Source organism: Pseudoalteromonas sp. RW-H-Ap-1, assembly GCF_048318575.1.
GTDB lineage: Bacteria > Pseudomonadota > Gammaproteobacteria > Enterobacterales > Alteromonadaceae > Pseudoalteromonas.
Window position 1 is genome coordinate 133,623 of record NZ_CP166997.1, and the last position, 13,309, is coordinate 146,931.

The 13,309-nt window shown below is 39.4% G+C and carries 10 protein-coding genes and 2 pseudogenes; 6 read left to right on the forward strand and 6 right to left on the reverse strand.

Features of this window, described 5'->3' with window-relative positions; all coding sequences use genetic code 11:
- Positions 1 to 660 precede the first annotated feature (660 nt).
- The 3 genes from minE to minC are packed head-to-tail and all read right to left on the reverse strand — an operon-like array spanning position 661 to position 2,445.
- Positions 661 to 924, reverse strand: a complete 264-nt coding sequence (gene minE, locus AB8618_RS17070; protein ID WP_008111532.1) for a cell division topological specificity factor MinE — start codon at positions 922 to 924, stop codon at positions 661 to 663.
- Between the two features lies 1 nt (position 925).
- On the reverse strand, positions 926 to 1,735 hold the full coding sequence (minD, locus tag AB8618_RS17075; protein ID WP_013463309.1) for a septum site-determining protein MinD: 810 nt from the start codon (positions 1,733 to 1,735) through the stop codon (positions 926 to 928).
- 5 nt (positions 1,736 to 1,740) lie between these two features.
- Positions 1,741 to 2,445 carry a septum site-determining protein MinC gene (gene minC, locus AB8618_RS17080; RefSeq protein ID WP_413403280.1) on the reverse strand — a complete coding sequence of 235 codons (705 nt, stop codon included), beginning with the start codon at positions 2,443 to 2,445 and terminating at the stop codon, positions 1,741 to 1,743.
- 156 nt (positions 2,446 to 2,601) lie between these two features.
- Between minC and AB8618_RS17085 the strand changes: the two genes are divergently transcribed.
- A complete protein-coding gene (locus AB8618_RS17085) occupies positions 2,602 to 2,883 on the forward strand; it encodes a YcgL domain-containing protein (protein WP_013463311.1) in 282 nt (93 codons plus the stop codon).
- Complete coding sequence (locus AB8618_RS17090; protein WP_409425957.1) at positions 2,876 to 3,892, forward strand: lytic murein transglycosylase; 1,017 nt, start codon at positions 2,876 to 2,878, stop codon at positions 3,890 to 3,892. Before AB8618_RS17085 ends, AB8618_RS17090 begins: the two co-directional genes overlap by 8 nt.
- A 57-nt stretch (positions 3,893 to 3,949) precedes the next feature.
- On the opposite strand, the gene AB8618_RS17095 is transcribed toward AB8618_RS17090, so the two are convergent.
- Positions 3,950 to 4,498, reverse strand: a complete 549-nt coding sequence (locus tag AB8618_RS17095; protein WP_010388849.1) for a GbsR/MarR family transcriptional regulator — start codon at positions 4,496 to 4,498, stop codon at positions 3,950 to 3,952.
- A gap of 216 nt (positions 4,499 to 4,714) precedes the next feature.
- On the opposite strand from AB8618_RS17095, the pseudogene adhP reads away from it, so the two are divergent.
- Positions 4,715 to 5,724 (forward strand): annotated as a pseudogene (gene adhP, locus AB8618_RS17100) (alcohol dehydrogenase AdhP).
- 337 nt (positions 5,725 to 6,061) lie between these two features.
- On the opposite strand, the gene AB8618_RS17105 reads toward adhP, so the two are convergent.
- The gene (locus AB8618_RS17105) at positions 6,062 to 8,482 is read right to left on the reverse strand and encodes a TonB-dependent receptor (RefSeq protein WP_413403283.1); all 2,421 of its coding nucleotides are present in this window, start codon (positions 8,480 to 8,482) and stop codon (positions 6,062 to 6,064) included.
- Positions 8,483 to 8,775: 293 nt separating this feature from the next.
- Positions 8,776 to 10,047: an amidohydrolase family protein gene (locus AB8618_RS17110; RefSeq protein WP_413403285.1), complete on the reverse strand. Its 1,272-nt coding sequence runs from the start codon at positions 10,045 to 10,047 to the stop codon at positions 8,776 to 8,778.
- A gap of 153 nt (positions 10,048 to 10,200) precedes the next feature.
- On the opposite strand from AB8618_RS17110, the pseudogene AB8618_RS17115 reads away from it, so the two are divergent.
- From AB8618_RS17115 to AB8618_RS17125, 3 genes and pseudogenes are all read left to right on the forward strand, one after another.
- Positions 10,201 to 12,017 (forward strand): annotated as a pseudogene (locus AB8618_RS17115) (DUF885 domain-containing protein).
- A 96-nt stretch (positions 12,018 to 12,113) separates the two neighbouring features.
- Positions 12,114 to 12,626 carry a YcgN family cysteine cluster protein gene (locus tag AB8618_RS17120; protein WP_138606494.1) on the forward strand — a complete coding sequence of 171 codons (513 nt, stop codon included), beginning with the start codon at positions 12,114 to 12,116 and terminating at the stop codon, positions 12,624 to 12,626.
- Positions 12,626 to 13,141: an RNA methyltransferase gene (locus AB8618_RS17125; RefSeq protein ID WP_413403289.1), complete on the forward strand. Its 516-nt coding sequence runs from the start codon at positions 12,626 to 12,628 to the stop codon at positions 13,139 to 13,141. The genes AB8618_RS17120 and AB8618_RS17125 overlap by 1 nt, the downstream gene beginning before the upstream one ends.
- The last annotated feature ends 168 nt before the right edge of the window (positions 13,142 to 13,309 follow it).

Here is a 13,309-nt window from a genome sequence, read left to right on the forward strand (position 1 = left end):
GCTAGTTAGATACGGTAACTAGTATTTTTCAGATGGATATTCAGGAGGTCTGGTTTTTACCTACTTAGGATATTTTAAGGCTCATAATTGAGACAAAAGAAAATTACTGTGTTATAACCATTGAATAGCTAGAGCAACTAATTTGATTAGACCATATAATTTTGATTTTTAGCGACTATTGTCATTAGTCTCTTCGCCAAATTGTTTGCTAAAAGAATTCCTCATAACTCATCTTAAACCATACCGTTACAGCTATATCTCAAATGATATGAATTATTTAATAGTTTATTTTATTTCTCGGTATCAAAGAACTATTTGCAAAGCAATGACTTTATAAATCACGGTTTACTTAGTGAGAAATCACAGTCTTTTCGTAACTGAAGTAAGTCTTATGAGCTGGTGATTTTTATATTACAAAACATTAAATTGCACAAAAGATTTAACACCATATTGATACTACCTGACGAGAATACTTCTCGGTTTTTGGAGAGTTGCAGATCTCCAAACAGCATCATCAACAGCAAATATATCAAAACCAGATTTACTCAATTCTTGGCGCTATGAATATCTTAAAGATACACTCAAAGAGTGGGATAATTAAATAAAGTTTACAAGACGAGTTAAAAACAGATGAAAAAGGGCGCTTAGCGCCCTTTTTCATTATTTCTTTTCTTCGTCAGGTAATGTCACATTGAGCTCGAGTACGGCTAAATCATCTTCATTTTGATCAAACTGAACTTGAACTGCATCGGCGCCTACATTTACGTACTTACGAATGACATCTAGTATATCTTGCTTTAACTGCGGCAAGTAATCAGGTGTACCACGCTGAGAACGTTCGTGCGCGACTATGATCTGCAATCGCTCTTTTGCTAATGACGCACTGTTTTTCTTTTCTGAGCGGAAGTAGTCAAGTAAAGACACATTAACCTCCAAATATCCGTTTGAATAAACCCTTTTTCTCTACATCTAAAAATCTAAATTCAACCGTCTCGCCTAATAAACGACTGATCGCATCAGCATAGGCTTGACCTGCGTCTGATTCGCTATCAAGAATAACGGGTTGTCCTGAGTTAGATGCACTAAGTACTGCTTGAGATTCAGGAATGACACCTAGTAAGTCGATAGCTAGAATGTCCTGGATATCTTCAACAGATAGCATTTCACCTTTTGATACACGATCTGGATTATAGCGTGTTATTAGCAAATGCTCTTTAATGTTTTCTAAACCTTCTTCGGCACGCTTAGATTTACTGTGTAAAATACCCAATATACGATCAGAGTCTCTTACTGACGATACTTCCGGGTTGGTAGTTACAATAGCTTCATCAGCGAAGTACATAGCCATCATAGCACCGGCTTCTATACCTGCAGGAGAATCACACACTATGTAGTCAAAGTCTTCTTTTAACTCATTAAGTACACGTTCAACGCCATCACGTGTGAGTGCATCTTTATCGCGTGTTTGCGATGCAGGAAGTAAAAATAACTTCTCTACACGCTTATCCTTTATAAGTGCTTGGTTAAGGTTGGCTTCACCATTGATCACATTGACAAAGTCATACACTACGCGACGTTCACAACCCATAATAAGGTCTAAATTCCGCAGGCCGATATCAAAATCGATGATAACAGTCTTGTAGCCTTTCAATGCCAAGCCTGTACCAATTGCTGCGCTTGATGTTGTTTTACCAACACCCCCTTTACCCGAGGTAACGACAATTATTTTTGCCATGAGATTTATCCTTTAACCAAAGCTGAAATTTCTAAAGATTCATTTTTTTGTTGTATTTGAACTGCGTTACCCCAGTGTTCACCTTGAAGTGAGTCACTGATCCAGTAATTTCCATTGATTGAAACGAGTTCTGCTTCTAATTTATTACAAAAAATGTATGCGTTTTCTAGTCCTTTCGCACCGGCGATTGCACGGCCGCGTAAGGTTCCATATATATGTACATTGCCATCTGCAATTACTTCTGCACCATGGCTTACTGCGCCTAATACCACTAAATCACGGTCTTTGGCGTAAACCTGTTGCCCTGAGCGAACTGCACCATTAATAATTTGTGCTGGTAAATACACGGTTTTTTCAACAACCGAGGTATTTGGCTCTACTCTTGGAGCTTCACTCTTAACGTCTTGTGAATAGTTTAAAACAGATAAACCAGCAGCTTTCGCTTGTTTGTGCTGCTCATCAGAACCATTACATACACCGACAGCATTAAAACTCATGCGTTCGATGAGTGACTTTAAGTGAACAAAATCAATAGGATTATTTTTTACTTCAATTAAATTCACGACAATGGGGGCACCCTCAAAGAACTTTGGGGCTTGGGCTATTTTTATATACAGTTGTTCTGCTAAAAGGGGTATATCAGTACTATAAAGATGTAAAACTGATAAGGTAAAAAGGTTGCCTTTTAGCTCAAAAATTTGGTCCGACATAGATGCTCAACTGGATTGTCTGGTTAGTGTGAAATTTTTATATAAACCTAGGCTGAACAAGGTGTTTATTGTAGTTTTCACTCTAATTTTTATAACTTATTATTATTGCCATGTTATAGTGTGTAGCACTGTTAAGCAAGATTTTATAGGGCCATAATGCTAACTGCGGTATATAAAAGTAAGAAAAAAGCAGATACTTTCTTATTTATTGAAAAAAGAGATGATTTTAGTAAAGTTCCGGAACCTTTAATGGCCATGTTTGGTCAACCTCAGTACGTGATGATCATTAATTTAGCTAAGCGAACTCAACTAGGCGTAGCGGATTTAGACACTTTAAAACAGTCGCTCAGCGACCAAGGCTATTATTTACAAATTCCGCCCCCAGAGGAAAACTTGCTAAGTCAATTAAGAAAACAAAATGGAGCAGATAGTGATTAAAAAATTAGCAGTTGTATTGTGTGGTATCTGTTTAAGCTCATCGGTGATGGCAAAAACCCAAGCTGAGTTTCAACAATACCTTACTAATTTAAAGCAAGAGGCAATAGCGAAAGGTTACGATACTCAGTTAATTGAGCAAGCATTTGCCACTGCATCTTACAAAGAAAAAGTGATTTCAGCAGATAAAAATCAACCTGAAGTAAAAGAAACACTGGAAACATATTTACCAAAACGAGTGCCTCAATGGAAAATTGATCGCGCGCGCAAGTTGTACAAAGAAAACCAAGACATTCTTGAGAAGGTCGCAAAAGACTTTGGCGTTCAAGCACGCTTTATTGTGGCTATTTGGGGCTTAGAGAGTAATTTTGGTGCTATTCAAGGTGGCCACAACGTGATTTCATCGTTGGTAACACTGGCTTTTGATGGGCGCCGTGAAGCATTATATAAGCGCCAATTATGGGCCGCACTGGATATATTAAAGTCGGGTCATATTACGCTTGATAAATTTAAAGGCTCATGGGCGGGTGCAATGGGGCAAACTCAATTTATGCCAACCTCATTTAATGCCTATGCTGTAGATTACAACAACGATGGCCGCAAAGATATTTGGACAACCAAAGAAGATGCGTTTGCCTCTATTGCTAATTACTTAAAGCAAGAGGGTTGGAATGACAACTTAACCTGGGGTCGCCAAGTTCAATTACCTGCTGATTTTGATCAACAGTATATTTTAAAGCGCGGCACTAAAACTCGTAAGCAATGGCTTGAATATTGGAACGATTCAGAGCGCTCACTCGCTGATTGGCAAGCGTTAGGGGTTCGTCGAGCAGACGGCAGCGATTTACCAAATGTTGCTGTAGATGCTGCATTAGTAATGCCTGATGATGCAAACGGGCGGATGTATTTAGCATACGATAACTACAAGGTATTTATGCACTGGAATCGGTCATATTACTTTGCAACTAGCGTGGGTTATTTGTCAGATAGAATTGCTTATCCAAAAATTTAAATAAAGCAAATAACTAAAAAGCCGCAAATTGCGGCTTTTTTGTGAGTGACCTATCGACTAAATTTCTTTTTTAAATATTTTATCTTTTAGGTCAATGACTTTGCCAATCCCTGAACCTAGTTTCATTAGCTTATTAAGCTGCTCAGGGGTTAAACGTTGTAATTCTGACGACCATTTAGTTACTGTTTCAAGTAAGTTATGGATTTCGCCCATTTGTTTTTGAGCGTAGATTTCATCGTCGTTACTTGCTTCGTCTAGTAAGTTATCCCGGAGTAAGCTCAGTGTTGGCTCAACTTCACGTTTTTTGCGCTCTTCGAATACGCGATTTGCCATATCCCAAATATCGCCTGCAGGGGCATAGTACTCTTTTCTATCTCCTGGGATATGCATTACTTTGATCAGCTGCCAAGATTGTAATTCTTTGATCCCCATACTCACGTTACCGCGAGAGATACTTAGCGCATCAGCGATTTGATTTGCCGTCATTGGATCTTTAGTAATAATCAATAAACCACACATTTGTCCAATGGTGCGATTAAATCCCCAGCGGCTGCCCATCTCACCACAATGCATTACAAAGGCAAAGTTTTTTTCTGATAATGTCATTGTTACAAGTTTCAAAAATAAATGAAATCTATGCTAGCACGCTGGTTAGGTATGGCAAGACTTAAGCTGGGATAAAAAGCCACGTTTTACGACTAATGATTGATATAGATTAATATCTAAGCATTTATAGTGAGGTATGTTGCGGATATGCAACATGACATTGTTATTTAACGACCTTGTTGAATAATAAAATTTTTTATAAACGATGGAATGACTATGAAAGCAGCAATAAATACAGAATATAAAGGCAAGTTAGCGATCACCGATTTGCCTATCCCAGAAGTAGGTCCTAACGATGTCCTAGTAAAAATAGCCGCTTGTGGTGTGTGCCACACTGATTTACACGCATGTCATGGCGATTGGCCGGTAAAACCGAAAATGCCATTAGTACCTGGGCACGAAGGTGTTGGTGTAATAGAAAAACTAGGAAGTAATATTAAGCACTTAGAAGTGGGCGATAGAGTAGGCGTACCATGGTTATACAGCGCATGTGGCCATTGTGAGTTTTGTTTAGATGGACGCGAAACCTTGTGTTTATCGCAACATAATACGGGTTACTCTATTGACGGTGGGTATGCAGAATACTGTTTAGCTCATGGTGACTACATCATCAAAATACCGGAAGGTTTAGGTTTTGCTGAAGCTGCCCCCTTATTTTGTGCGGGCGTAACAACGTATAAAGCTTTAAAAGTGTCTGGCGCTAAACCAGGTCAATGGGTTGCTATTGTCGGTGTGGGTGGTTTAGGGCACTTAGCAGTGCAATATGCAAAAGCAATGGGCTTTAATGTTATTGCGGTAGATACTGGCAAAGAGAAAATGGCGCTAGCTAAAGAGTTGGGTGCTGATATTACGCTTGATTTTAAAGAAGTGGTGCCCAGTGAGGCTATTTTTGAGCAAGTAGGTGGCGCTCATGCTGTTGTGTGTACCGCAGTATCAAAACCAGGGTTTGAACAAGCATATAAAAGTGTTCGCCGTGGGGGAAATGTGTATTGGTTGGTTTACCGCCTGAAGATATGCCATTGCCAATTTTTGACACCGTATTAAATGGTGTTTCAGTAGTTGGTTCTATTGTAGGTACGCGAAAAGACCTGCAAGAATGTCTTGAATTTGCTGCTCAAGGCAAAGTAAAAGCCATCATTGAAGAGAAAAAACTTGAAGATATTAATGAAATTTTTGATGACATGCTTAAAGGCGAAATAAACGGCCGTATAGTTGTTACGATTTAATATTAGGGTCTGTTGATCTTTCAAGGTTAAATTTGCAGCAGTCTGTTTGGTATTTAGGCAAGGCAGAGCCTATGTGGTGTGGTTATTCCCCATAAATAGGCGATAACGCAGCATCAATGCCAAACAGGCGCTGCCCGAAGGGTTCTGCCTAGGGGCGATTTACTCTTTGTTGCTCGGTTTTTACTTAGCCCACTAGGTTACAAACCTCGCGCCGTGATTAAATCGCCCCTAGTTTGAACAAATTTTAATCCGCAAAGGTCAACAGACCCTAAGTTTTTACATAAAAAAAACACGGTATCTCAATTGAAATACCGTGCTTTTTTAAATTATTAAACTATTAAAGTGTGTAACTAAAGCTTAGCTTTGCATTACGTTCTTCACCTGGCATTCCGCCTAAAAACATGGCTTTAGAATAGTATTTTTTATTAAACAGGTTATTAATGTTTAATTGCATATGCCAGTTGTCTGCTTTATAGCTAACCGCAGCATCATATACGGTATAAGCCGGTACGTAGCCATTATCAATACCAAATGAACTTGAGTTAGTACTACGCTTATCAACAAATGTTAAGCCTGCGCTTAAATCAACTGCTTGCGGTAATTCAAACAGCGCTGCTGAGTAAGTAACCCATGAACTTGCTGTTACATAAGGCACCCCTTTTTGACGAGTATTATAGCTGTCACGATTTGGGTTGGTTTTATCGCGGGCGTCTTGATAAACACCGTTGATATTAACTTTCCATTGATCGTTCAAATAGGCATTTAAATCAATCTCTACACCTTTTGTCTGTTCTTCGCCATCAAAAAAGCTCTCTACTACGTCAGGTGCTGACACGCCGGCTTCATAAAGAGGGTTGGCATATTCTAAATTAGTACGCGCACTTTCAAATACCACAATTGATGCCAGTAATTGGTCATCAAATGCTTTAAAACGAAATCCTAAATCGTTACTCACAGATTCGGAATCGTCTCTATCGGCTTCATTACCGGCAACAGAGCCAAGAACACTGTAAGCTGTGCGCCCTTTAGAGTGATTTAAAAACAAAGCCATATCAGCGTTTACTTGATAATTAGCACCTAGGTTATACGTTAAACCACTGTCTGAGGTATTTGCTTCTGGCGTTGGATTTGCGCGGCTTTGACTATAACGAGGGTCAACACCAAAGTGCTCGTAACTTTGTTTAATACGATTATGAGCAACACCAATACGAGTAGTGATCTTATCGTTAATGTAAGCAACATGTTGAAGGCCTACGCCCCATGCTTGTACTTTTTTATTGTAATCACTGGTTTTAAGCGGATCATAATCAGCAAATTCATCCGCAGGCCAATTTGGCTGGCGTATATCAAAAATATACGGTAGTGCACCTTGATAAATCACTTCACCGTCTTTGTTTTTAATAACCTTATCGGCATCATAAATGGAGTATTGTTTAAAACGAATATCTCGGTCTTCGTAGTTGGCATTAACCAGTAATTCGTTTTCTATATTGCCGAGCATAAAGTCATAACGTAAATCTAAAAAGTATTGCCATGATTTCTCATCTGCTTCTACTTGGCGATATTCTTGGCGTCTGGCCGCAAATGGGTGTAATACATTATCAACAACTAACGGTGCGCGTGGATCTTGGTTAATTACACCGCGTCGGTTCCAATACACATAATTATAAGCACCTGTTTGGCGGGCAAAGCTAGAAGTGTAATTACGGTACTGTAGCTGTTGATTTAAAAATAAATCATCACTAATGTAGTAATTGTGCGCTAATTTAAAACGCAGCTCTTCACCTTCGTTATCCTTTGCCATCGGTGATATTATGCCATTGGTACCAAAGTTAAAGGGTGTTAAGCCATCATTGCTTGCCAAAGAGTTAGCGAGTTCATTTCGTTGTGCTTCACTCAATTGTAACCCACTTGCTGTAGGGTCATTAACTAAATCGGCGCCTGATACTTCTCCTGCAGTTAAACCGTTAACCGATTTACTGTTAAAAATACGAATAGGGTGGCCAATAGAATCCACTGCGATAGCGTCTTTGATATATGCCCCAGACAATACAAAAGATTGCTGGTCATTAAGCACATATTTTAAAGACGAGTAAATTTCATCGCGCTGCTCTTTTAAATCACGAAAGCCATCGCTAGAGGCGGTTTTGGCCATTACCCGATAAGCTAAATCATCAGTTAGTGCATTGGTGCTATCGAGTGAAAGCGAATAACTATCCCACTGACCGATATCCATTTCTAGGGTATGTTGCTCGTTAAACTGTGGTTTTTTTTCAATCAGGTTGATCACACCACCGGCACTACCCATACCATACAGTCCAGTTGCAGGACCCTTTAACACTTCAATCGATTCAACATTGGTTAAAGAACGAGTAGGGTTAAATGTATTGCCTAAGCCTGCTCCGCCATACATACCGTCATAAGTGTAATTAGCTCCCAAACCACGAATAACTAAATTGTCACCAATGCCATAGTTATTTCCCGCTTGAGTTAGGCCACTCACATTACGGATCACGTCCTGAAGGCTATCAATACCTTGTGATTCAATCAGTGCTTTATCAACAATGACCACCGGTGCTGGGGTTTCCATTAGTGACATGTCTGATTTAGTCGCTAAACCTGAATTCATCACCACTCGGTTTTGCTGTTCGTAAACGCTAATTCGTTCAATATCTGAATTAACTTGTGACTCGTTAGCCATTGTTAAATTTGCGTTTAAACACGCTAGAGTGAGGAGAGAGTATTGAAACCTTTTCATAAACTGATAACCATTCGCATTTGTTAATTTGCGCGAATGATAATGGTTATCATTTTAAAATTAAATAAAAAGTTCAATTTTTTTACTTTAATAGGTACGTTTGCTTGATTGTTATTCAATGTGATTTAAAAGTAATCATATTTGAAAATTTCAATGGAGTATTACAGTAGATAATTGGTTTAGCGGAAAGATCTTTTGAATATAATATTGATGGTTAAACAAGCAGCTTAGCTAGATTTGCTAAAAAAATGTTAAGGTTGAGCGCAGCTCAACATTATAGAGGCGTTTTGGGTTTACTGTTTGTAAACCACACCCGCTTTCATAACGAATGGGATCTGCTCTAGTGTAGAAATGTTTTTTAATGGGTTAGTGTTTACCGCTATAATATCAGCTGCAAAACCAGTTTTAATTTGCCCTAGTTGTTTATCAGCTTTTAATAATTTAGCACTATTAATGGTCGCGGCTTGAATAGCTTGTAATTCACTCATACCAAATTCAACCATACGGGAAAACTGTTTGGCATTATCACCATGCGGGTAAATAGCTGCGTCGGTTCCAAATACCATGTTTACACCCGCTTCAACCGCGCGTTTAAAACTATCGCGTTGTTTTTTTGATACCAGACGTTCTTTATTTAGATTTTCTTCATCCACGCCATTTTGTTCACCAAAGCTTAGCGTATATTCGGTATTATAAATATCCATAGACAGCCAAGTTCCATGCTCTTTTGCAAGCGCAATTGCTTCATCGTCTAAAAAGCTAGCGTGCTCAACACTATCTACACCGGCTTTTATTGCCGTTTTAATACCGTTAGTTCCATGTGCGTGAGCGGCAACAGGTAATTCACGCATGTGCGCTTCATCAACAATGGCTTTCATTTCTTCAAAGGCGTATTGCTGTATGCCGACTTTTGTTCCTTTAGAAAATACCCCACCTGTAGCGCATAGTTTGATTGCATTAGCGCCATATTTTATATTTTCACGCACTTTAATACGTACTGCCCATGGGCCATCAGCAACGCCGGTGGCAGTATATTTCATCTCTGGAGGTAAGCGATTATTATCGCAGTGCCCACCAGTAATGCTCAAAGAAGGCCCTGCAGCCCAAATGCGTGGGCCGATAATATCACCGGCATTAACACCGTCTCGCACCGCAATAACACTGTAGCCTTGTGCACCTAAGTTCCTTACTGTAGTAAATCCAGCTTCTAAGGTTTGCTTAGCAAAATAGCTGGCTTTAATGGCCATTCGCGGAACAGATTGCCCTAAACGTTCACTACGAGACACGGTTGGATCGCTGGTTAAATGTACGTGCATGTCCATTAACCCTGGCAACAGGGTGAGTTTGGGTAGGTTTATCAGTTCATCATTATTGGTAAGCTTGGGCTTTTTATTAAATTGGATTTGGCTAATAACACCGTTATCTATCGCAATCAACGGATTAGATTTAAGTTCGCCTGTTTCAACATCTAGTAAAGCTTTGGCCGATATATAGGTTGTGGCTAGTGTACTTGCACTGGTTAAGCTCATTAATGCGATTGATAGAGTCAATAAATGTTTTTTCATGTTTAAGTCATTATAATTATTTTCATTCACTTGAATGTAGCAACCATGCGCTATTGAGTAAATAATGTAGCGACGAATAGCATTGACCGTAATTGCTTTATTTAAGCTATTTAAAACCGCATAATTGAAGGGTAAAAACTAACAAGGGAATTTATGAAAGTTATTAAAATAGCACTGGTTGCCAGTAGCGTTATGTTTGCCTTAAGTGGTTGTATGAGCACCAGCTCACAATTAAACACAAATCAGTCAGTCTCACCTGTAATAAGCGAATTATCAGCCGAGCAGCAATTAGATGTGCTCGTTGCTCAGTACTACGATGAATCATTAGCTTTTAATCCATTAAGCGCTACTTATAATGGCCGCCATGAATTTGATGATCAATTTTTGCCTGAAATATCGAAGCTTAATCGCGATAAAAAAGCCGCATTTTACAAAAAATATCAACAACGCTTAACGCTGATTGATGAATCACAACTGACCGGTCAAGCGCTACTGAATTTTGAAGTGTTATCCCGAGATTTAGCCCTCAAGCTTGAGGGGATGCAATATAAAAATTATTTGTTACCGATAAATCAAATGTCAGGTGCGCATAATACCTTCGCTGGATTTGGTTCAGGACAAAGTGCTCAGCCTTTTAATACTGTTGCCGACTACCAAAAATTTATTAAGCGTGCCGAAGGTTTCGTTAAATGGCTTGCAAGTGTTGAACAATCAATGGCGCAAGGCGTTAAAAACAATGTGGTACTGCCTATGCCATTAGCAAAAAAATTACTCCCGCAATTTAAAGCGCATGTTGTTACAAGCGCAGAAGATTCTCTCTTTTATTCGCCCATTAAAGCCATGCCAGACTCTTTTGCAGCTGATGAAAAGCAACAGTTAAGATCGCAGTATACAACATTGATTTTAGATAAATTAGTGCCTGCATATCAGCGAATGAGCGATTTCTTACTTAACGATTATATTCCTTATGCCCGCGATTCTGTTGGTTATGCTGATTTACCCAATGGTAAAGCGTGGTACGACTACCAAATAAAGAAAAATACTACATTAAGTTTATCAGCGGATGAAATTCATGAGATTGGTTTAAGTGAAGTGGCAAGAATCTTAAGTGAGATGAAAACGGTTAAAGACACCGTAGGATTTGAAGGAGAATTATCAGCCTTTTTTAACCACTTACGTGACTCAGATGAGTTTTATTATAAAACAGCCGATGAGTTAATTGCCGCCTATGAACAAATTAAAGTAAAAATAGACGCTCGCTTACCAAAGTTATTTAATATTGAGCCTAAGGCTCCTTATGTTGTTAAAGCGGTTGAAGCCTATCGTGCCCAATCGGCTGCAGGAGCGTCGTATGCAGGGCCTGCTCCTGATGGTTCGCGCCCAGGTATATTTTATATCAATACATACAACTTAAAAGCACAGCCTAAGTTCTTACTCGAAACGCTGTCTATTCATGAAGCCGCTCCGGGGCATCACTTTCAAATTGCGCTGCAACAAGAGGTGCAAAGCTTACCTGATTTTCGTAAATTTGGCGGCTACACGGTATTTGCCGAGGGCTGGGCTTTATACGCAGAAAGCCTAGGCAAAGAACTGGGCTTATTTACTGACCCGTATATGTGGTACGGGCGTCTTAGCGATGAGCAGCTAAGAGCGATGCGATTAGTGCTTGATACAGGTTTTCATGCCAAAGGTTGGACACGTCAACAAGGCATTGATTACATGCTAGCAAATTCTTCAATGGCAAAAAGTGATGTTATCGCTGAAGTTGAGCGCTATATCGCATGGCCTGGGCAAGCATTATCGTACAAATTGGGCGAGTTTAAAATTAAAGAGCTCAGAGATTACGCCCACCAGCAATTAGGTGAGCAATTTGATATTAAAGCGTTTCATACGCAAATATTGATTGATGGTGCATTACCTATGCCTATTCTGGAGAAAAAATTAAACGTTGGGTTAAATCTCAGCAGTAATAAAATCGCGCGAAGCCATGCAGATATTAGGGATTGGCTTTGCGCGCTTTGCTGCAATACGTTAGAATGCGCGCTCTTAAAAGGGGCGAGAACACCATGTTTGATCAACAATTAGCAAATACCCAATTTTGGCTTAGTAAAAGCCTAAATGAAATGAACCAACAAGAATGGGAAGCCATTTGTGATGGATGTGGAAAGTGTTGTTTAAACACCTTTATTGACAGTGAAGACGAAGATGACTTTACTGCTACCGATCAGCTAAGAGAAGGCGAGCAACTAATATTTACCAACATTGTTTGTCAATACCTTGATAACAATACCTGTGGCTGTAGTGAATACGAAAACCGCCAAACCTTAGTCCCTTCGTGCGTTAAGCTCACTAAAGAAAACCTAAAAGACATCTTTTTCATGCCCCAAAGCTGTAGCTACCGCCGTCTTCATGAAGGGCGAGGTTTAGCAACGTGGCATCCGTTACTGAATAACGGCGATAAAACTAAAATGCATGAGCTAAACATTTCAGTCAAAGATAAAACAGTAAAAGATTGTGATGTAAAATTAGATGATTTTGACTTGTATATTGCCGAGTGGCCAACCAAGGATTGCAACTAGTGAGTAAGTTACGAGCAAGTATTGGTTTAATAAACCCTAAAAGCCCAACCAATGTGGGTGGAGTATTACGCGCAGCAGGTTGTTATGACGCCAAGCAGGTGTTTTTTACCGGCAACCGTTATTTAAATGCACAAAAATTTCATACGGATACGAAAAATGTGGTGCAACGCATTCCATTAACCGCCACCGACGATTTAGCATCAGTTAAGCCACAAAATGCAAAAGTAGTGGTAATTGAGTTAATTGAAGGTGCCACTCCTTTGCCCGAATTTACTCACCCCGAGAACGCATTTTATGTATTTGGTCCAGAAGACGGCTCTGTGCCTAAAGATGTTTTAAAATGGTGCGACGAAGTGGTGTATATCCCTACTATTGGTTGTATGAATTTAGCGGCAACTTGTAATGTTGTTCTTTATGACCGACTCTCTAAATTGGGCGGGATCCAAAGCAGCGATGAAACCATTATTTCATCACGCGATACCAATAATAAAATGAAATGGAAAAAACAACCTTAGTATACACAATATAAGCGTGAACAGGACGTGGTAGCTTTGCTCGGTTTTACTTATTCTTACATGGATGTAAGTTAATGGAATAGCGCAGGAGAAGTTATCGAGCCCACCACTAATTTACCAACCTCGCACCACGATTAAATCGCCCCCAGTTTAAAAAAATATTAATCC